Source organism: Actinoalloteichus sp. GBA129-24 (genome assembly GCF_001941645.1).
Classification (GTDB): Bacteria; Actinomycetota; Actinomycetes; order Mycobacteriales; family Pseudonocardiaceae; genus Actinoalloteichus_A; species Actinoalloteichus_A fjordicus.
Genome location: NZ_CP016077.1, coordinates 5,766,816 through 5,786,380, shown reverse-complemented (window position 1 = coordinate 5,786,380; position 19,565 = coordinate 5,766,816). Strand labels below are relative to the sequence as shown.

General features: G+C 70.9%; 17 protein-coding genes. 11 read left to right on the top strand and 6 right to left on the bottom strand.

What is annotated here, in order from left to right; all coding sequences use genetic code 11:
• Positions 1-193 precede the first annotated feature (193 nt).
• Both UA75_RS24745 and UA75_RS24740 read left to right on the top strand, forming a co-directional pair.
• Positions 194-1,171 (top strand): SDR family NAD(P)-dependent oxidoreductase, encoded by a 978-nt coding sequence (locus tag UA75_RS24745; protein ID WP_075742307.1) that lies wholly within the window; start codon positions 194-196, stop codon positions 1,169-1,171.
• A gap of 60 nt (positions 1,172-1,231) precedes the next feature.
• A complete protein-coding gene (locus UA75_RS24740) occupies positions 1,232-2,056 on the top strand; it encodes a tryptophan-rich sensory protein (RefSeq protein ID WP_232237409.1) in 825 nt (274 codons plus the stop codon).
• Between the two features lie 158 nt (positions 2,057-2,214).
• Here UA75_RS24740 and UA75_RS24735 read toward each other — a convergent pair whose 3' ends face one another.
• On the bottom strand, positions 2,215-2,967 hold the full coding sequence (locus UA75_RS24735) for an SDR family NAD(P)-dependent oxidoreductase (RefSeq protein ID WP_075742306.1): 753 nt from the start codon (positions 2,965-2,967) through the stop codon (positions 2,215-2,217).
• A gap of 275 nt (positions 2,968-3,242) precedes the next feature.
• Positions 3,243-4,295 (bottom strand): LacI family DNA-binding transcriptional regulator, encoded by a 1,053-nt coding sequence (locus UA75_RS24730; RefSeq protein ID WP_075742305.1) that lies wholly within the window; start codon positions 4,293-4,295, stop codon positions 3,243-3,245.
• Between the two features lie 330 nt (positions 4,296-4,625).
• Between UA75_RS24730 and UA75_RS24725 the strand changes: the two genes are divergently transcribed.
• Positions 4,626-5,546: a dihydrodipicolinate synthase family protein gene (locus tag UA75_RS24725; RefSeq protein WP_075742304.1), complete on the top strand. Its 921-nt coding sequence runs from the start codon at positions 4,626-4,628 to the stop codon at positions 5,544-5,546.
• Positions 5,547-5,610: 64 nt separating this feature from the next.
• On the top strand, positions 5,611-6,864 hold the full coding sequence (locus UA75_RS24720) for an Nramp family divalent metal transporter (RefSeq protein ID WP_075744172.1): 1,254 nt from the start codon (positions 5,611-5,613) through the stop codon (positions 6,862-6,864).
• A gap of 98 nt (positions 6,865-6,962) precedes the next feature.
• On the opposite strand, the gene UA75_RS24715 is transcribed toward UA75_RS24720, so the two are convergent.
• On the bottom strand, positions 6,963-7,865 hold the full coding sequence (locus UA75_RS24715; RefSeq protein ID WP_075742303.1) for a LysR family transcriptional regulator: 903 nt from the start codon (positions 7,863-7,865) through the stop codon (positions 6,963-6,965).
• Between the two features lie 172 nt (positions 7,866-8,037).
• On the opposite strand from UA75_RS24715, the gene UA75_RS24710 reads away from it, so the two are divergent.
• The 4 genes from UA75_RS24710 (at position 8,038) to UA75_RS24695 (ending at position 13,648) form a co-directional block, all read left to right on the top strand.
• Positions 8,038-9,354 carry a serine hydrolase domain-containing protein gene (locus tag UA75_RS24710; protein ID WP_198042851.1) on the top strand — a complete coding sequence of 439 codons (1,317 nt, stop codon included), beginning with the start codon at positions 8,038-8,040 and terminating at the stop codon, positions 9,352-9,354.
• 108 nt (positions 9,355-9,462) lie between these two features.
• Entirely contained in the window at positions 9,463-10,059 is a 597-nt protein-coding gene (locus UA75_RS24705) for a TetR/AcrR family transcriptional regulator (RefSeq protein ID WP_232251119.1), read from the top strand.
• Between the two features lie 432 nt (positions 10,060-10,491).
• Positions 10,492-11,802, top strand: coding sequence for a cytochrome P450 (locus UA75_RS24700; RefSeq protein WP_075742301.1), 1,311 nt, complete (start codon positions 10,492-10,494; stop codon positions 11,800-11,802).
• 1,480 nt (positions 11,803-13,282) lie between these two features.
• On the top strand, positions 13,283-13,648 hold the full coding sequence (locus UA75_RS24695; protein WP_075742300.1) for a hypothetical protein: 366 nt from the start codon (positions 13,283-13,285) through the stop codon (positions 13,646-13,648).
• 98 nt (positions 13,649-13,746) lie between these two features.
• On the opposite strand, the gene UA75_RS24690 is transcribed toward UA75_RS24695, so the two are convergent.
• Both UA75_RS24690 and UA75_RS24685 read right to left on the bottom strand, forming a co-directional pair.
• Entirely contained in the window at positions 13,747-15,201 is a 1,455-nt protein-coding gene (locus UA75_RS24690; RefSeq protein ID WP_075742299.1) for a WGR domain-containing protein, read from the bottom strand.
• Positions 15,202-15,518: 317 nt separating this feature from the next.
• The gene (locus UA75_RS24685; RefSeq protein WP_075742298.1) at positions 15,519-16,439 is read right to left on the bottom strand and encodes a hypothetical protein; all 921 of its coding nucleotides are present in this window, start codon (positions 16,437-16,439) and stop codon (positions 15,519-15,521) included.
• Positions 16,440-16,788: 349 nt separating this feature from the next.
• Between UA75_RS24685 and UA75_RS24680 the strand changes: the two genes are divergently transcribed.
• From UA75_RS24680 to UA75_RS34120, 3 genes are all read left to right on the top strand, one after another.
• Entirely contained in the window at positions 16,789-17,085 is a 297-nt protein-coding gene (locus UA75_RS24680) for a hypothetical protein (RefSeq protein ID WP_075742297.1), read from the top strand.
• Positions 17,086-17,194: 109 nt separating this feature from the next.
• Entirely contained in the window at positions 17,195-17,674 is a 480-nt protein-coding gene (locus UA75_RS32175; RefSeq protein ID WP_157434420.1) for a hypothetical protein, read from the top strand.
• Positions 17,607-17,903 carry a hypothetical protein gene (locus UA75_RS34120; RefSeq protein ID WP_083690893.1) on the top strand — a complete coding sequence of 99 codons (297 nt, stop codon included), beginning with the start codon at positions 17,607-17,609 and terminating at the stop codon, positions 17,901-17,903. The genes UA75_RS32175 and UA75_RS34120 overlap by 68 nt, the downstream gene beginning before the upstream one ends.
• Before the next feature lie 65 nt (positions 17,904-17,968).
• Here UA75_RS34120 and UA75_RS24665 read toward each other — a convergent pair whose 3' ends face one another.
• Positions 17,969-19,492, bottom strand: coding sequence for a multicopper oxidase family protein (locus tag UA75_RS24665; RefSeq protein ID WP_157434419.1), 1,524 nt, complete (start codon positions 19,490-19,492; stop codon positions 17,969-17,971).
• Between the last annotated feature and the right edge of the window lie 73 nt (positions 19,493-19,565).

The window sequence follows — 19,565 nt, the reverse complement described above, 5'->3', positions numbered from 1 at the left end:
TCGGCTGCGATTTCGCCCTCCGCGCGGTCCCCGACATCGGTCGAGCAGGCGGAGATCTCCGGAACTCGCGCCGAAAAGGGGAGAACCGGACCGCCGCCGGGTACGAACCTCATAGGGCCTTCGGTCGGGACGCGGCCGACGGCCGGGAATGCCTGCAAGGGACCGAGGACGTGCGTCGAGGGGAGCTGTCGAGATGACCGTGGCGGAACGGAGCGGCCTGCTGCTGGACACACTGCTGGATCGGACCGTGCTCGGCGGCTATCCCCGGTGGGGCCTCGCACTGCGCCGTCGCCTGCCCGGTTGGCAGCCCGACCCGGCCCCGGACGCCTTGGCGGGCCGCTCCGCGATCGTCACCGGGGCGAACTCTGGGCTCGGCAAGGCCACCGCCGCCGGGCTGACCCGGCTCGGCGCGCGAGTCCATCTGCTGGTCCGCGACCCGGCCAAGGGAGAGCGGACCCGTGCCGACCTGGCCGCCGCCGACCCGACCGCCCGGCTGCGGGTCTGGCGGTGCGACGTGGCCGACCTCGACGACGTCCGACGCTTCGTCGAAGAGTTCCGCCGGACCGAGTCGACGCTCGACATACTGGTGCACAACGCGGGCGTACTGCCGGAGCATCGGCGGACCACCGAGCGTGGTGACGAGCTGACACTGGCCACGCACGTCCTCGGACCGCTGCTGATGACCGAGTCGCTGCGTCCGGAACTGCGTGCGGCGGGGGCCGCCCGGGTGATCTGGGTGTCCTCCGGCGGGATGTACGCGCAGCCGTCGCCGGTGGTCGATCCGGAGTACAACCGGGGCCGTTATCGGGGAGCTGCCGCCTACGCGCGCAGCAAGCGCATCCAGGTGACCCTGCTGCCCGTGCTGGCTCGGCGATGGTCGGCGGACGGCATCGCGGTCTATGCGATGCATCCGGGCTGGGTGGACACCCCCGGCATCGCCTCGGCGCTGCCGGGCTTCCACCGACGCACCCTGCGAGTGCTGCGCACCGCCGAGCAGGGCGCCGACACGACGGTCTGGCTGGCTGCGGTGGAGCCACGGCCGGTCCTGGGCCGGTTCTGGCATGACCGGCGGGCCCGTCCGGTGTCGCTGCTGCCGTGGACGAGGGAGACGGCGGCGCAACGGCAGTCGCTGTGGGAGTTCTGCGCTCGGGCGGTGGATCTCGAACCCTGATCACCAGCGGACGGACCGCCGAGCACGCGGTCGGGACGGACCGCCGATCGACAGGAGCGGATGATGAGTGAGACGAGCACCACGGACGTCACTGACGGCGCCGCGCCACGACCGGCCGACTCGGTGCGCTCGGTCGCACTGCTGATCGCGATGGTCGCGCAGGTCGCGGCGGGGGCTGTCGGCGGGATCGGGGTGTGGGGCGAGCAGATCGGCACGGTCGCGAACTCGTATCCCACGCCGCTGCTGCCGGGCGGCGGCGCCTTCGCGATCTGGTCGCTGATCTACGTCTCGACCCTGGCGCTGGCCGTGCGGGCCGCGCTGCCTGCCCAGCGCGGCCGTCGGGTGTATCGCAGGGCGGGCTGGTGGCTCGTGGCAGCGGGCGTGCTCAACGCGGGCTGGGTGCTCGTGTTCGGTCAACGCTGGATCGCGTTCGCCGAGGTCGTGATCGTGGCGCTGCTGATCTGCCTGATCATGGCGTGGGTCCGGCTCACGGAGACTCCGGCACGCGACTGGGGCGACCGACTGCTGCTGTACACCCCGGTGACGTTCTACGCGGGCTGGGTGACGATGGCGACGGTGGTGGGGGCCGCCACCACGGTCACGGCGCTGGGCCTTCGGCTGTCCGCCGGGCTCACGGCGTCGGTGGCCGTGGCCGCTGTCCTGGCGACGACCGCCGTCGTCACGCTCGTGGTGATCAACGCCTTCGCGGTGTTCGGCTTCGTCGCCTCGGTGACCTGGGCGCTGGCCTGGATCGTGCTCACCACGTCGACGGGGCTGGTCGCGGTCGCGGCGCTGGTCGGCATCGTCGTGACGCTCTCGGCGGTCGCTGTGCGGTACAAGGGCAGCGCGGCCGCCGGGCGGCGCCTGCGGATCGGCTGGGGCTGAGGACGATTCGCAGGTCGGGTGCTGCGCCCGGCCAGGCCCTCGCCCGTCTGGAGCCGGTGCGGGCGGCGAGACCGACCTCGAAGGACCGGGCCTCGGCGCCGGGCACGTCACCTGGTCGAGCCCCGGGCCCGCCCGGCCCGGACCGTCAGCGCAGCCCGTCAGTCCACGATCGCCCCGCAGGACATGTTGACGGCGGCGGAGGTGATCGTCCTGGCCCGGTCCGAGGCCACGAAGACGGCGACCTCGCCGACGTCGGACAGCGTCGCGGCCCGGTCGAGCAGGCCGGACTGGACGATGCCCTCGGTGATCTCCGCCCGCACCGCGAAGTCGACTGGGATCGACTCCGGCACTCCGCCGGTGGTGAGGGTGACGACGCGGATGCCGTGTCTGCCCAGTTCGCAGGCCCACTGCCTGCGGAGACCCTCCAGCGCGTCCAGCGCGATCTTGAAGCCGCCCAGGCCCGGCAGGGTCTGGGGGCCGGAGCCGCCGAAGGCCAGGACCACGCCGGATCCCTGCGGGATCATGTGGCGGGCGGCGGCCCTGGTCGTGAGGAAGTGGGACCGCATCGCCGTGCTGATCGGCGTGAGGAAGTCGTCCACCGAGATCTCGGTGAGGGGCTGCTGGACGTCGCCGAGACCGATGAGATTGAACGAGACGTCGACCCGGCCCGTCCGCGCGACCACGCTGTCCACGAAGGAGTCGACGGCGGTCTCGTCGAGCGCGTCCATCTCGACCGACTCCGCCGTGCCGCCTGCCGTCCGGATGTCGGCGACGACCTTCGCCATCGGGTCGGCGGTCCGTCCGGCCAGGAAGACCTGGGCGCCGTTCCGAGCGAATGCGCGTGCCACCGCGCCGCCGATCGCTCCGCCGCCGCCGTAGACCACGGCGACCTTGTTCTCCAACAACGACATCTGCTGCCCCTATCCGACATCCGAGAACCGGCCCCGGCACCGCTCGCCGCTGATCGGAGCACACGCGAAGCCCGGGTTGTCGGCAAGTCCGCCGATCACTGGCGAACCTAGCGTCGATGACCGTCAGTTCTCGGGTCGACGTACTCCGTGGCGAGATGAATCGCCTGCCGGAGTCACGGCGGAACGGCGGGGCACCGCCGTGGGTGCGGCCTGCGACTCCGGCCTCCGAGGCGGATTTCGCGCTCTCGCGGTCGGTATGGCCCGAGCGTGCCTGCTCAGGTCCCGGCGGCCGGGCGCGTGGTGGACGCGCGGGGGATCAGCGTCGGCGTGCAGACGTGGACGGCCTGCTCCCCGGCGCGCGGGGGCGCGAGCAGCAGGTTCAACGCCTCGGCCGCGATGAGGTGGAACGGGACCTTGACGCTGGTCAACGGCACGGGAAGCCTGCTGACCAGCGGGATGTCGTTGTATCCGACGACGGAGAGGTCCTCGGGAACGCGCAGGTTCAGCCGGTGGGCGGCGGCCATCACGCCGATGGCGGTGTTGTCGTTGACGGCAAAGATCGCGGTGGGACGCGGTGCGTGGGTGAGCAGGGCGTGACCGGTGTCCTCGCCCGCGTCGATGCTGAAACCCGACTCGCGGACCAGTTCGGGACCGGCGTCCACGCCCTGCTCGGCCATGGCGCGGTGGTACCCGGCCCGCCGATTGCGGGCGCTGGAGGCGTAATCGGGACCCGCGACCAGGGCGACACGTCGATGTCCGAGGTCCAGCAGATGCCGGGTGGCGAGATAGCCGCCGAGTTCGTCGTCCCCGACCGAGGAGGCGCTGACGCCGTCGGTGCGCAGCGCCAGCACGTGGGGCACGCCCCTGGCCCGCAGCTCGGCGGGGAAGTCGTCGTCGGAACGGGCGGTGGTCATCACCAGGCCGTCGACCCGTCTGCGCAGCAGGCTCTCGGCGGCGGCGCGTTCCGCCGCGCGGTCCTCCTGGGTGGTGGCCACGACCGCGAATCGGGAGCGCTGTTCGCACGCCGTCGCTAGCTCCTCGTACAGGATCGCCATGACGGTGTCGCTGAGCCGGGGGACGAGGACGCCGATGGTGTTGGTCCCCTGTCGCCGCAGACTGGCGGCGTAGACGTCGCGGGTGTAGCCGAGGGTGGTGGCGGCCTCGCGGACTCGCTGCGCGGCGGCGCTGCGGGAGGGGGGCAGGCGTTCGTCGAGTACGCGGGAGACCGTCGAGGTGCTCACGCCTGCGGCTCGTGCCACGTCGTGGATCGTGACGGGTCGCGCGGGCCGCCCCGAGGAGCCGCCCGCTGCCCCGGCGGTGCCGTCCATCGTGTGATCCCTTCCCCGACTGCTCCGTAGCCTAGGCCTCTCGCGACGCTCGGCGTCGTCACGCGGTGCGGCCCTGTCCCCGCGCGTCGCAGGGGCCGTCCGGGCCCGCCGCGTTCGCGCCGAGCCGCCCGGCTGCGCCGCACGTCGCCTGCTGCCGCCGATCCGCCTGCGCCGTTCGCGCACGCGTCCGGTGAGCGGTCGGGCCGACGCACCGCTTGAAGGCCGGCAACGCCGCTGCCTGCCCTCGCCCAGCCGGACCTCCTTGACGTGAGCCACGACACGCCGCACACTACGGGAACGTTCCCGCAATCGTTATTGGAAGGATCACGGATGTCTTCGATCGACCTTCGCGGCCTGGTGCCCGCTCCCGTCACGCCCTTCACACCCGACGGCGCCGTCGACCACGCCGCCCTCGCCGACCTGGGCCGATGGCTCGCGGGCGTTGCGGGAGTCAAGGGACTGGTCTGCCTCGGACACGCGGGCGAGGGCACGTACCTGACCTCGGCGGAGCAGCAGGCCGTCATTCGCACGCTGGTGACGGCGGTGGACGGGGCGATCCCGATCATCGCGGGCATCACCGGCGAGGGCACGCACGTCTCGGTCGAGGAGTCCAGGCGTGCGGTCGCGGCGGGTGCGTCGGCAGGGTTGGTCTATCCCTCACACGGCTGGCTGCGGTTCGGCTTCCAGGCAGGCGCTCCCCAGGAGCGCTATCGCGTGCTGCACGAGGAGTCGGGTCTGCCGCTGATCCTCTTCCAGTACCCGGACGTCACCAAGGCCTCCTACGACCTCGAGACCCAGCTGGAGATCGCCGCGCAGCCCGGCGTGTTCGCCACCAAGAACGGGGTGCGCAACATGCGGCGCTGGGACACCGAGATCCCGGTGCTCCGGCGGGAGAATCCCGAGCTGCAGATCCTCACCTGCCACGACGAGTATCTGCTGCACACGATGTTCGACGTCGACGGCGCCCTCGTCGGGTACGGCAGTCTCGCCCCCGAGCCGCTCGTCCGGCTCATCGCGGCAGGTATGGCAGGCGACTACCCCGCCGCGCGGCGCATCCACGACCAACTGCTGCCGCTGACCAAGGCCGTCTACCACCGCGGCTCGCACATGGAGGGCACCGTGGCACTCAAGCTGGGCCTGGTCGCACGAGGTGTGCTGCCGAGTGCCACCGTCCGGTCGCCCCTGCTTCCCCTGGTCGCCTCCGCGGCGGACGAGATCACCATCGCGCTGAAGCACGCCGACCTGATCTGACTCTCGCAGGCCCCGTCGACCTTCCGAGCGCAGAGTGGCCTCGGGAGATGAAGGAGGTGTCGCGATGCACGACGACGCCCGCACCACGGCCGACGCGGCGGCCGAGCCGGGAGGCGGCAACCGCCGGTCCCGGCTGCTGCGCCGACTGGCACTGATCGGCCCGGCCTTCGTGGTCGGCGCCTGGCAGTTCGGTCCAGGCAATCTCACCTCGGCCGTCCAGGCGGGCGGCCTCTTCGGCTATCGACTGATCTGGGTCATCGTCGTGTCCACGGCACTCATGATCATGTTCACCGACATGAGCGTGCGGATCGCGCTGTCCTCCGGCGAGTCCATGGTCGAGACGGTCAAACGAGTGCTCGGCAAGGTGACCGGTGTCCTGGCCGGGATCGGCGTCTTCGGGATCAGCCTGATGTTCTCCGTGGGCAACGCGGTGGGGTCGGGGCTCGGTCTGTCGCTGGTCTTCGGCGGTTCGCCGGTGATCTGGACCCTGGTCTGCACCGTGGTGGTGGCGGTCGTCGTGCTCGCGCGCGACTTCTACACGGTGGTGGAACGGCTGCTGCTCGCCATCGTGGCGCTGATGGCCGTCGGCTTCATCGCCAGCGCGGTCCTCACCCGGCCCGACTGGGGCGACGTGGCGGCAGGCTTCATTCCCAACCTCCCGCCGGGCGTAGGCCTGCTCCTCATCGCGCTGGTCGGGACCAACTTCTCGATCAACGCCGCCTTCTACACCGGTTATGCCACGCGGGAACGCGGACTGACCCGCTCGCAGTACCGCGACGTGACGATCTCGGACACCATCCCCGGCATCGTCGCGCCCGGCATCATGACGATCCTGGTGATCGTCGCGGGTGCCGCGGCACTGGGCGGGAGCAGCGGCGGGACCCTGCAACAACTCGCGGAGGTGCTCGAACCGGTCGCGGGTCCGGCAGGCCGGATCATCTTCGCCCTCGGCTTCTTCGGCGCGGCCTTCTCCTCGATGGTGGCCAACGCAACGGCGGGCGGCACCCTGCTCTCCGACGGCCTGGGCTGGGGCAACCGACTCTCGTCCCGGCGAGTGCGGGCCATGATCCTGGTGGTGCTCGCCTTCGGCGCCCTGGTCGCGGTGCTCGCGCAGGGCTCCCCGGTCGAGTTGATCATCCTGGCCCAGGCGCTGACGGTCCTGGTCGCGCCGTTCCTCGGCGTGCTGCTCTTCCTGCTGGCCAACACCAGACGACTGATGGGCGACCTGCGCAATCGGTGGTGGCAGAACATCGTCGCGACGATCGGTCTCCTCTCGATCGCGGCGACCTGCCTGCGGCTGATCACCACGTTCAGCTGAGCCGAGGGGCCGCCGATCCACGGGGCGGCGCACTCAGAGCCTGTCCTTGATCCCACTGGGCCCCGCGCAACAGGAAAGTGGGGATCACAGACAGGCTTTCAGGCCCGCGCAGCCCCGTCGATGCCGCACTCCTCGACGAGCAGGGTGCACACCGCCTGGACGGCGGGGGAGGCCCAGCGGCTCGCCTGGCGCGCCAGCCAGAGCTGCTGGGCCGCCATCGGCGGCGGTTCGAGTTCGACGAGCCGCGCCTGCGCCGACTCCGTCTCGACGGTGAGCGCGGGCAGCAGGGCCACCCCGAGGCCTGCTTCCACGCAGCGCTTCACCGTCTCGACGCTGCCGTAGCGGGGCGGACTGGTGGTCGGGTCGACGGCGGCGAGGAGCGCGGCCAGCTCGTCGCTGTATCCGCAGCCCTCTTCCAGCAGCAGAACGCCCTCAGCGGCGAGTTCGGCGATCGTCGGAGCGCGATCGCGCGGCAGCGCGGTGTCCGGCGGAGCGATGACGGAGAGCCGCTGCGGTGCGAGTCCGACGACGTCGATGCCCGCTGCGGCCACCGCCGGTTCCATGACCAGGGCGAGATCGGCCCGGCGGTCCAGGACCGCCGTCAGCGCCGCCTTGGTCGTCGCAGGCACGAGCGAGAGCCGGACGTCCGGGTACCGCCTGCCGAGCAGCCGCAGGACGGGCGGCAGGCAGTAGGCGCAGATCGACTCGGGCGCGCAGAGCCGCACGATGCCGGCGGGTCGGAGCCCCGCCGGGCCGAACTCGGCGAGCATTCGATCCTCTCGGTCGAGGATGTCGGCGGCGTGCCCGGCGAGTCGGCGGCCCGCATCCGTGGGCAGCGTTCCGCCGGGCAGTCGTTCGAACAGCGGCACCCCGAGCAGTCGTTCCAGCGACTGAACGTGGGCGGTGACGGTGGACTGCACGAAGGACAGTTCGGCCGCCGCCGCCGTGATGCCCCCGGTGCGGACGACCGCGAGGAAGCTCCGCAACAGTCGCGTCTCCATCGACATCCTCGATCCACTCGATCGGAATCCATCGTTGGACATGATGTCACGAGGCCCGCAGCATGGGCGGCGAAGGGAGTGCGAAGCCGAGAGCCAGGGCCTGCGCCGCCGACCGGCGAGCGTTGCCGATCGGGTCTCGATCGCCGTCAGCGGATCATCGAAGGGACCGGTCATGACCCGGGCACCGGACGGCGCCTCGGCCGTCGAATCACGCGGCGTCGAATCACGCGGCGTCGAACCACATGGCGTCGAACCACATGGCGTCGAACCGCCGCGCCTCGACGCGGCCTCCGCAGGCTTCTCGCCGTCCCGGCTCGCGCGAATCGAGAGCTTCCTGGCGGCCGAGGTGGCGGCGGGCCGGATTCCCGGTGCGGTCGTCGGCATCGTCCGCAGCGAGGGACTGGTCTGGTCGGCTGCGGTCGGCCACCGCGACCCGGTTCGCCGCATCCCGATGACGACCGACGCGCTGTTCTGGATCGCCTCGATGACCAAGCCGCTCACCACGGCGGCGGCACTGACCCTCGTCGAGCAGGGTCGGCTCGATCTGGACGCGGAGGTCGGGACGTACCTGCCGCAGTTCCGCGATCGGCGAGTCGCGGACCTTCCCGACTCGGCTGCCACGCCCGGCGGCCGGGCCGAGGGCATGCCGATCCCGACCCGGCGGGCCGAACGCCAACCGACCGTGCGTGACCTGCTGCGACACACGGCGGGGATTCCGGAGGGACTGCTCGACGACACTCCGGTGCACGCCCTCTACGCCGAAGCGGTCGGCGGCGGGATGACCGACCTCACCGGAGAAGAGTTCGCCGATCGCCTGGCGGCGTTGCCGCTGCTGCACGAGCCGGGACGTCGCTGGCACTACGGGTGGGGGCTGGACCTCACCGGCTTCGTCATCGAGTCCGTCACCGGGATGTCGCTCGGCGACTTCCTCCACGAGAGCATCCTGGACCCGCTGGCCATGCGGTCGACGACCTTCGGCGTGCCTGCCGGGCAGCGCGAGCGCTACGCGGCGGCCGCGCCGCTGGACCCGCTGACGGGAAGGCCGCAGGAACTGCCCGATCTGTCGATTGCCCGGTTCGACTCCGGCGGCGCGGGCCTGGTCGGTTCCGCCGGGGACTATCTGCGGTTCATCCGGCTGCTGTTGGGCGGTGGGCAGGTCGATGGGCGACGCCTGCTGGGTCGCAAGACCGTCGAGCACATGCTGTCCGATCAGCTCGACGAGACGACCGACGTGCGGCAGCTCCAACAGCCGGGATGGAGTCCAGGACACCGCTTCGGCCTCGGCTTGGCGGTGCGGACCGCCTCGGGCGGGGCGGCGGGACTCGGCTCGGTCGGCGAGGTCAGCTGGCCGGGAGCGGCGGGCACCACCTGGTGGGCGGACCCGCGCGAGGATCTGGGCGTGGTCTTCTTCACCCACACGCTGTCGGAGCCGCTCCAGACGCGGTGTCACCGGGCGATCCGGAGTCTCGTCCTCGCCGCGCTGGACTGAGCACGGCCGGTCGGCTCCGTCCGCCTCGGCTGGTCGCCGCGAGGTATGCGGCAGCCGGCGCCCGGCCGGACTTGCCCTCGACGGGCACGCGGCAGCATCGTGATGCCGGTGACGAGCACCACGAGGAACCGACCACGAAGACAGCGTGCCGCGGACGCGGCGATCGAGGTGATCGCCGCGGACGGGCTGCGCGGGCTGACCCATCGGGCCGTCGATGCGAAGGCGGGGCTGCCCGTCGGCAGCACCAGCAGTTGTTTTCGCACTCGGCTGGCCCTGCTGTCGGGGGTGCTGGACCGGTTGGTCGAGCTGGACGAGGCCTGGGCGGAGCAGATCCCGACCACCGGGTGGAGCGTCGCCACGGCCGAGGACCAGGCCCGCATCGTCGACGTCTACACCGACCTGCTCGCGCACTGGCTGGGTCCGGCGCGATCCCGCACGCTCGCCAGGATGGAGCTGTATCTGGACGCGATGCGACGAAGCGAGCTGTCCACCGAGTTGGAGGCGGCCAGCCGTCGATTCGTGGTCCGCGCCGCCGCCGGGATGCGGGAGGTGGGGGTCACCGAGCCGGAGGAGGCGGCGCGGGTGCTGCTCGCGGGCCTCGACGGAATCCTCTACTCCGCACTGGCCCGGCCGTTCCTCGGCGGCGCCGAACGAGCCGGCCTGCGCCGTTCGGTGGAGGTGATGCTGCGAGGATTCGTGCCCTGATGGCGAGGGCGACCCGACCAGGCCGGTCTCGGGCGTCCCCGGCTCATTCGGCGGGAGTTCGCCACGCAGGCGCCCTGCTCCGTGCGTCGCCGATCGGGTCTCCCGCGCTGCCGCAGGCAGGGGCACGGCCTGCCGGCGTCGGGCAGGCGCTGATCGACTCGGCGCCGGGAGGCGCTCGCTCCTGACCCCGACTGCCCGGCCGATCGACGCACAGCTCCGAAGAGGACAGCCCGCTCAGGGCTGAGCGCAACCGAGACCGCAGTGCGTTCCGGACCGGGCCGGGCCAACGCGTCGGCCCGGCCGCCAGCACTCCCCGGCGATCGGCCGCACGGCGGAGTCCACCGGTGAAACTCGGGTTCCCGTCCTCGGCGCGGGCGCCCTCCCGTATCGTGATTGCTACATCTGTAGCGGAACGGGCTGGGGGAATGCGTGATGTCGGAGATCACGGGGGCGTCGGGGCCGACGATCGGCTACCGGCCGGGAGACACACTGGCGGCCATGCATCGGCGCTTCGGACCGCTGATGCGGGCGGGCGTCGGTCGGCGGGGATTCGTGTATCTGATGGGACCGGAGGCGAACTCCTTCATCTTCGCCAACGCCGGGCTCTTCCGGACGCGGGAGGCGTTCGAGGTGCTCGTGCCGGTCAACGGCGAGAGTTCGCTGCTGCTCAGTGACGGTGACGTCCACCGCCGTCGTCGCCGACTGATGGCGCCCGCGCTGCACCACCGGCAGATCGACGGCTACCTGTCGATCATGGCGGCCCATGCGGACGCGACGCTGGACGCCTGGAATCCCGGCCAGACCGTGGACGCCTACCAGGAGTTCCGCGCGGCGATCCGGCGCACCACGATCGAGTCGCTCTTCGGCCGCAGGCTCGCCGCCGACGCCGACTTCTTCGGTCGGCATCTCCAGTCGCTGCTGTCGCTGATGAACGACCTGCCGACCGTGCTGGCCCTGCGGCGCCGGTTTCGGACGGCGGCGTGGCGCCGGGCGGTCGTCGACCGTGCGGTGGTCGACGAGCGCATCTACGCCGAGATCGCCCGGACCCGGCGCGGCGAGGTCGACGGTGACGACAACGTGCTGGCCACCCTCGTCAACGGCCGAGGCGAGGACGGCGACGCGCTGAGCGACGTCGAGATCCGCGATCAGACGGCCTCGCTGATCGCGGCGGGCTACGAGACCACCAGCGGCGTGTTCGGCTGGGCGGTGCACGCCATGCTGACCGTGCCCGGCGTCTGGGAACGGGCCGCCGAGGAGGTGCGCTCGGTGCTCGGCGACCGCGTCCCCACCCGTGACGACCTGCGCAGGCTGACCTACCTCGGTGGTGTCGTCCAGGAGACGCTGCGGTTGTGGCCGCCCGCCGTCATCTCGGCGCGCAAGATCGTTCAAGACTTCGAGTTCGCCGGACGCACGGTGCACGCGGGCCCGCTGATGATCTTCAGCCCGTACGTGACGCACCGGCTGCCCGAGGTGTGGGCGGAGCCGCTGAGTTTTCGTCCGCAGCGGTGGGACCCCGCGGAACCGGGACACCGCAAGCCGGGACCGCACGAGTTCCTGCCCTTCGGCGGCGGTGCACACCGCTGCCTCGGCTCCACGATGGCCACCACCGAGCTGACGGTCATGCTCGCTCGGCTGCTGGCCAGGACGACCCTGCGTCCCGTCGCAGGCCGCGTGCGCCCCGTCAGCTTCGCGGCACTGCGCCCCAGGGACGGCATCCCGGTCGAGGTGCTCACCAGGAGTTGACGGCATCGGGCGACGCGACCCGCAGGGGACGGACACCCCGGAAGGGCGCCGACGGGGTGGGATCGCGTCGCCGGCTGAGAGCCTGTTCTTCATCCTCCGCCGTGAGCGGGGATCGGCGTGGACGAGCTGCCAGGCGACAGGCGCGAGCCATGACTCCAGTCATGGTGAGGCGACGACGACGCCGCAGATCGCCACGCAGGCCCCGCGCAACTCCGAAAGCGGGGATGAGAAACAGGCTCCAAGGGGGAGTGGCGGCCCGAGGCGGGTCGACGCGGCTGGTCGGCCGGGCCGGGCCCGACGGCCTGGACTCCGCCGCGTCGCCACGGCAGGAGGAGGGCCTGCCGCCTCGGGCCGCCCGGGACGCCGCTCCTCGGTGCCCGGTATCGACCGTCTCGCGTTGTCCTGCGGCGGCAGACGAGTCTTCGTCGCGATCTCCGCGTGTCGGGCTCGACGGTCGATGAGGCCGCGTCGCGGTGCCGCTCGACGGTCGGCGGCAGGCCGATCGCCGCGGCCCGGTCGATGGGGGCTCTCTCGGCCTGCTATGGCCGATCACTGCGGGTTCGATCACTGCGGGTTCGATCACCGTGGCGACCGATCACTGCGGCGAATGTATGCGATCGCGATTGTGTTCATCTCTCGGCGGACGAGTGCGGCGGGCGGAAGTCGGTCGTACTCGGTCTTCGCCCGAACCCGTCGACCGGCGTGATCACGTGCCGTTATTCGCTGGTGGAGGGCCTTGGTGACCAGTGCGGGACCGCCTGCGGCCGGTCGTAGGTGATCTCATCGGCGGGCCAGGTGTCCGGTGCTCCACAATCGATCGAACGCAGGTCTGTCGATTGCAATGGAAACGCGGGCCCCCGATTCTCCCGATGTCCGCGTTCCAGTCGGACCGAGAATCTGCTGGTGAACCACGAATTCGGTGCATTTCACTTCGCAGGTGTAGACCATCGGCCGGTTGATAGGGCATACTCGGGGTGCTCGATTCCGGTCAGACTTCTCCGTGCTCTCTGGTGTGCCCTTCCTCGCGTGAACCCCGTGGCGATGAAGAGCGATCCCGCCGAGAGCGGTCTCTCGCCGGGTGATCGTCGTAGGCCCTCCTCAGCTTTGTGACACCGCCGCATTGTCGGCATCTCGAGGGCCGGACGTCCCGGTGCCCGGCCGCCCTCGTCCAGGGTCGCTGCTTGCTGCCCCTTCCCGCGTACGGTGTGGGTGCTCCAGAACTGAGTGCCGCCGTTTATCGGTAAAGTCTTCGCCGGTCGTCGAGTAGCGCTCCCGGCAGTCTCGCACGAGTCGACCTTACTTTCATCAGCGAGCCGGTCACGTCTGTGACCAGCGACGATGTTCTGATGAAACGACTGATCGACCGTTGTCGAGGCCGCTTCGGAGTACCTGTCGCGATTCATCGTGCCCGTGTGCCGAGCACTCGGTCGATGAACGTGGCTGCTTATCCGACCCCGCGTCACGATATTCAGGAGTTCGCATGGCTCCGGTAGATGATCTTCTCGATCAACTGATGAAACGCGGTTTCCAGTTCTCGCGTGCACCGGGGGACGCCGCCGTTCCCTTCACATTGGTCGCCACCTTCGGCTGGCCCGGTCATATCGACGCACTACATGTCCGATCAGAGGACGACGCCACGGCCTGGCGATCCGAGGACGCCGCCCAGGGCGGAATCGGACGGGTGATCTGGAGTTTCGACGGCACTTTCCAGGACGCGGTGCTGGAACTGCTCTCGCTGCCCGATCCGAGGACCAGGGGCGCGCCCCGCCAACCGACCCGTGCGCATGACGGCGTGTACCTGCCAGGCCAGTATCGGCCGCCACGGACGCGAGGCGGGCGATGGTGAGCCCCGTTGTGGTGCGCTCGGCCGCCCCGCCGAGGAGCAGGGACGGACCCGCGTCCGGCCGCCGCGCCGGATGGTGGCCCCGGCGCGGCCGATCGACGTCAGAGCAGCCGCCGGATCTCGCCCCTCGCGCGGTAGAAGCCGCCTCGATCCGAGGGCAGCACCTCGGTGACCAGGTAACGAGCGCCGGGAACCCGGATGTTCTTGGGGAACTGGACGCGCCAGGTGGGGTCGAATCCCGGGGAGGTCACCCGGATTCGCGTGCGGCTGCCGTCCTGCACGCACTCGACCTCGACACCGCCCGCGCCGCGGGCCTGCGCCACGGTCACCGTCTCGACCTGCGCTGCCGGGGTGACCCGTTCCCAGCCGGTCGCCTTGATGTCGGCGGCCATCGGCAGGTGGCCGTCCTCTGCGTCGCTGATGGCACTTTCGGCGGCGTCGATACAGGCCAGCGTGCCGTGGGTGGTGACGACGTAGAGACGTTCCTGGTGGTACTGCATGGAGAACGCCGAACCGCAGCCGGTGCCCAGCTTCCACAGGCGGGTGCCGTCGGCGGCGAAACAGTAGATGGAGGAGTGATTGTCGCCTGCGAAGACGAAGCGACCGTCTGGTGAGGTCGCGCAGGAGTAGACGGCGGCGTCGCAGCGGTATCGGGTGCGCTCGGCGCCGTCATGCTTGGCGATGGCGTGCACCCAGCCGCGTGAGGTGCCCGCGAACACCTCGGTCTCCTCCTGCCAGCCGAACAGCACCTGTCCGACGGTCGAGGTGTGCCAGATCTGCTCGCCGTCGCGCGATCCGTAGCGCGTGACGCCCTTCTCATGGCCGTGGTAGACGCCGTCGTCGTCGCAGCGCACCATCCAGCCGCCGCTGCCGAGGCTCCGGCGACGCCACTGGAACTCGTCCTCGTGGTCGACGGTGGTGATACCGCCGAGCCGGTCGGACACGCCGAGCACCCCGTCGTTGATGTCGAGCCAGTAGATGTCGACGTCGTCGGCGATCTCGTAGGCGACGTGCGGCACCTTGCCGCCGAGGTCGTAGACCCGACCGTCGTCACAGCCCGCGTAGATCCAGAAGTCGTCGGAGACGATGCACTTCACACCGTCGGGCAGGCCGAACCGGCCGGTCACGGTCCCGTCGTGGGCGAGGGTGTAGACGTCGCCGGACTGGTTGCCGACCCAGGCGTGATCGTCGTCGACGTAGATGCCGAAGGCGGCCGCTCCGGAGTCGAACCGCCACAGGACCGGCGCCTGGTTGGCCGATGACCTGGTGCTGACGATCTCGCGTCGGGTGACCGCGCGGCGCTGCCGGACACCGCGCACCGCAGGCCCGTAGCCCTTCCGCTTCTTCTCGGCGAGTTTGCGGGCCGCTGCGGCCAGGGCCTTCTCGTGGGAGGGGAAGGAGCTGGACCGGATCTGACCCGTGTCCCCGATCCGCCCGTAGGTGATCGTCACCTCGGTACCCGCGACGCGCACCTCGTAGAACTTGTGTGCGCCGCCGCCGTCCTCGGACAGTTCCAGGTAGGTGACCTGGTCGGCGTGCGCGGCACTGCTGGGCATGATGGATGCTCCCTCGCTGCTGTCGTTCCGGCGAGGTCGGCTGACTTCCCACCCCCTCGCGGTCGATGTGGCAAGAGAGTAGGTCTGGTGACCGACAGCGGTGATCAGTTCGAGTGAACCCGAACGGATGCCCACGTGCCGACACCCTCGCGCGTGGTGATCACACGAGGGTGTCGGGTGCGGCGGTGTCCTACGTGTCGTCGAGGCGGTCCGAGCAGGCCCGTCCTTTCCGTACGGGACTCTTCTCGTCCGGACGGGACCGACGGCCGGTCGTCGCGGTCACGCGCCTCGGCCGTCCTCGGTCGGCCGCCGGAGGGCTACGGGGCAGACTCCGCAGCGGCCTCGGCTGCGGGATCGACGATGGTGACCAGGGCGTGCAGGCCCAGCGCCGAGGAGATCCGGCCGGTCGCGAGGTCCGCTACCCAGCTGATGATCGCGTAGTCGCCCGGCGGCAGCTCCGCTTCGAAGGTCATCAGTCGGTCGGGGGAAAGCGGCGACGATCCGGTCCCGTCACCGATGAAGGGCGGCTGTGTCTGCGCAGGCCGGCTGTCGTCGAGGCTCCCGAAGAACTCGTCGAGGTCCTCCGGCGTGGTGCCGGGGCGCACTGGAGCCAGAATCGCCTCGTAAGGCTGATCACCCCGGTTCAGCATGATGATCGGCCGGTTCGCGACCAGCCGTTCCGGCACCCGGAATCGTGGGCCGTCCTCGGTGTCGACCATGGTGAGCAGCGCGGGGGCCTGCTGGGGCTGGGAAACGTCCTCCGCCCGCACCGGCACGACGCGCACCGGGCGCACTCGCTCGGCGAGGTCGGGTTCGGTGGCGTCCTGGATGTCCACCAGGTAGTGGACGCCCGGGGTCACGATCGTGGTCACCGACGCCGGGATGTCGGACAGGATCGCCCCGCCCAGCATCTGCACCCCCGCCGCGATCGATCGCCTGGCGACCAGGGCGGCCTCCTCGTCGTCTCCGTAGGCCGTCCGCAGGTTGTCGAGGTAGGTCTCCAACGGCATGTCCGGATTGAGCCGGACGAGGACCAGCCAGGCGCCGTCGGGATCGTTCGTGCTGACGTCGAGGGTGACGCTGCCGGTGGGCAGCGTGTCGGGCGCGGTGATGCCGGTGGGGCTCACCGTGATGTCTGCCGTGTGGCCGGAAGCGGTCTGCGCGGCGACAGGCGGAACCTCGATGCCTGTGACCGCGAGCATGAGCAGCGCTCCGACGAGCAGGAACCGTCGTCTCATCTGTTCAGCCTCGTGTCGGGCCGTCGTCGTCGCCGGTCGAGTCGGTCCGGCCGCCGCGTCGCCGGCTTGCGCGAGCTTCGGTGCGCGCGGCCGCCCGGTTCGACGGGACGTCCCGACCCGCTGACGCCGCGCGTATCCGAGATGTCCGCTGGTGGGCCGGGGTCTGCGGCCCGGTCGCACGGAGGGCCGCCCCGCCTGCCGACCGGCACGCGACTCAGGCCCGTGGCGACCGCCGCCGGGAGAACGACCCGCCGAACGCAGCGGCTGCCCCCGACGAACCGGTGAACTTCATCCCTGACCGGATGACCTCCCGTCGGGAACGGACGGCGCGCCGACCAGGAGTGAGGGGGTGGGCCGAGGACTCGCCGACACCGAGGCGGCACGGTCACGAGGTCTCCTCGACGGGCAGATCCCGCACACCACGACGGCGATCAAGGGTCGACGCCTCACTCTCGGCACGTCACGACTCGGACTCCGCGCCCGTGGCACCGCCGCCGACCGCCTACTCTCCTTGGCGGTCAGCGTCCGTGCTGGTCACGATGCCCGGGGGTGTTTCGCCATGCGGCGCGGCTTACGGCGATCCGGCGGTTCGCTGCTCGTCGCCTGCCTGTTGCTCATCGGCGCGGGGCAGGTCTGGTGGTGGTGATCTACGGCCGTTGGCTGGAGGCAGCGGGTCCCGAACAGGCGGAGGTCGACGCCGCCCGGTACTACGCCCTCGGTCAGTGGGAGAGCGGCTTCGCGCTCTGGGCGCCCCCATGGACGGGCTGCTCCATCAGTTCCTGCTGCGGCTCGGCGAACTCCGGGTCGGCGAGCCCTTCGGCAGGCCGCAGGTGCAGCCGGCCCTGACCAGGGAGGTGTTCGAGCGGCTCGCGCCGGGGGTCTTCGGACTCAGTGCCCTCGCGTTGGGCGGCGGCTCGCTGCTGTGGTGGGCACGGGCCGCGATGCGCCGTCGCCGATCCGAGGCGAGCGCCTTGCGGGCGCTGCGGGCCGAGGCACTGGCGGAGATCACCCGCCTCAGTGCCCTGCTGGTCACCGTCGAGATCGCCGCGCGGGACGCCGCCGGGACTCGGCTGCTCGCCGACGCAGCCGTCGCGGCGGGCGGCACTGATGGACCTGCTGGTGTGGGTGTCGGGTGGTGTCCTGCTGCTGCTCGGCGCGGTCGCGCCCGTGGCGGGCCGCTGGTGGGCAGGCCGGAGCACGGCGGGCGCCGAGGCCCGTGCTCGATCGCGCTATGAGCGGCTCGGCCACCAGGTCGACCTGCTGGCCGCCGCTGAGACGAGCGGTGCGGACCGCGCCTCGGCGGGTGCCGTGCAGGCCCGCCGAGCACGGGAACGCTGGAACAGCACCGGCGCGATCCTGGCCACGGCGTCGAGCACCGAGGAGTTCCGGCTCGCGGAGCGCACCGCGGAGGAGGGCCTGTCGTTGGTGGTCCAGGCACGGAACGCGGCTCGCTCGCGGCGGTGACGGCGTTTCGCCGGGCTCGACCTCGTGAACCTGTCGAGACCCGGCGCGGCGCCACCTGCCTGCGGTCAGTGGTCGTGGGCGGGCGGGGTGCCCGCCGAGCCGCCCTCCTCCACCACCACGAACTGGCCCATCATGCCCCGGTCCTCGTGCTGGAGCAGGTGACAGTGGAACATGTAGGGATAGTCCGGATCGGTGTAGTCCTCGAAGCGCATCACGATCCGGGCCGTGGTGTTCGGCCTGATGTAGAGGGTGTCCTTCCAGCCGCTCAGTTCGGGTGGGGGCGGTGTCCCTTCGAGGTCGAGCACTCGGAACTGCACGTCGTGCACGTGGAAGTTGTGCGGGGTCCCACCGTTGGAGTTGCTGACCTCCCAGATCTCGGTGTCGCCGACCGTGACGACCTCGTCGATCCGGTCCATGTCCATCCGCCGCCCGTTGATGTTGTTCCCACTGAGCCGGAACCGCCTGGTCTCGCTCGCGTCCTCCGCACGGAGATCGGGTGCGGGCGCCAGCTCGGCGGCGATCTCCGCCGAGGGTGCCAGCGACTCGGCCGCCCGAAGCTGCACGAGGTCGAACGTGTCCTCGGCCCCGGTGAATCGGCTGTCCCAGGCGCCCAGACCCAGGTCGGTCGGGTGGCTGCGCAGCACCTTCTCCTCGCCGGGCGCCATCTCGACGACGATCTCGGCGCGTTCACCGGGGGAGAGCAGCACCCGATCGATCTCCAGTGGAGCGGGCAGCAGCCCGCCGTCGGAGGCGACCATGGTCACCGTGCCGCCGTCGGCGAGGCCGAAGTCGTAGAACCGGCCGCCGGAGCCGTTGAGCAGCCGCAGCCGCACCTTCTCCGTGGTCACGTCGAGATAGCCGCCGACGGTGCCGTTCACCGCGACGGTGTCGCCGAGGAGCCCGCTGGGCGCGACCATGCCCTCGTCGGTGTCCAGCGTGCCGTCGGCCGCGAACTTCTTGTCCTGGACGACGAGCGGGAAGTCGTCGACGCCGTACTCGTCGGGCAGGCCGACCTGACCCGACCGCTCGTCGTCGAGCAGGAACATCCCCGCGACGCCCCGGTACACGTGCTCCTGGGTGGAGCCGTGCAGGTGCGGGTGGTACCAGAGCGAGGCGGCGGGCTGTTCGATCCGCCAGGTCGGCGACCACGTCTCACCAGGGTCGATCATCTGGTGCGGCCCGCCGTCCATCCGCGCGGGCAGGTGCATCCCGTGCCAGTGCAGGGTCGTGGGCTCGCCGACGTCGTTGGTGACGTTGACGAGCACCTCCTCGCCCCGGCTCGCCCGCAGCGTGGGGCCGAGGTAATCGCCGTTCACTCCCCAGGTGGGTGTCGATCGGCCTGCGGTGAACTCGTGGCTGCCCTCGCGAACCTCCAGGTCGAATACCCGGCGCCCCTCGCCGTCCACCGTGGACTCCGCCAGCGGCGGCACCGACAACGGCGTGTCGAACTCCATCTCGTCTGCGGTGTCGACCACGGCGGTGGACCACAGGACAAGGGCCCCCGCGCCCACCACGAGGCCCGTTACCAGGCTCAATCCGATGAGGATCTTGAGAATGCGAAACCGGCGCCGTCTCACGCGTGCGTTCATCGATCGACCTTCATCTCGTCGAGTCACTCCTGGATCACGGTAGAACGGATTAATCGGTATGGACTATCTTCCC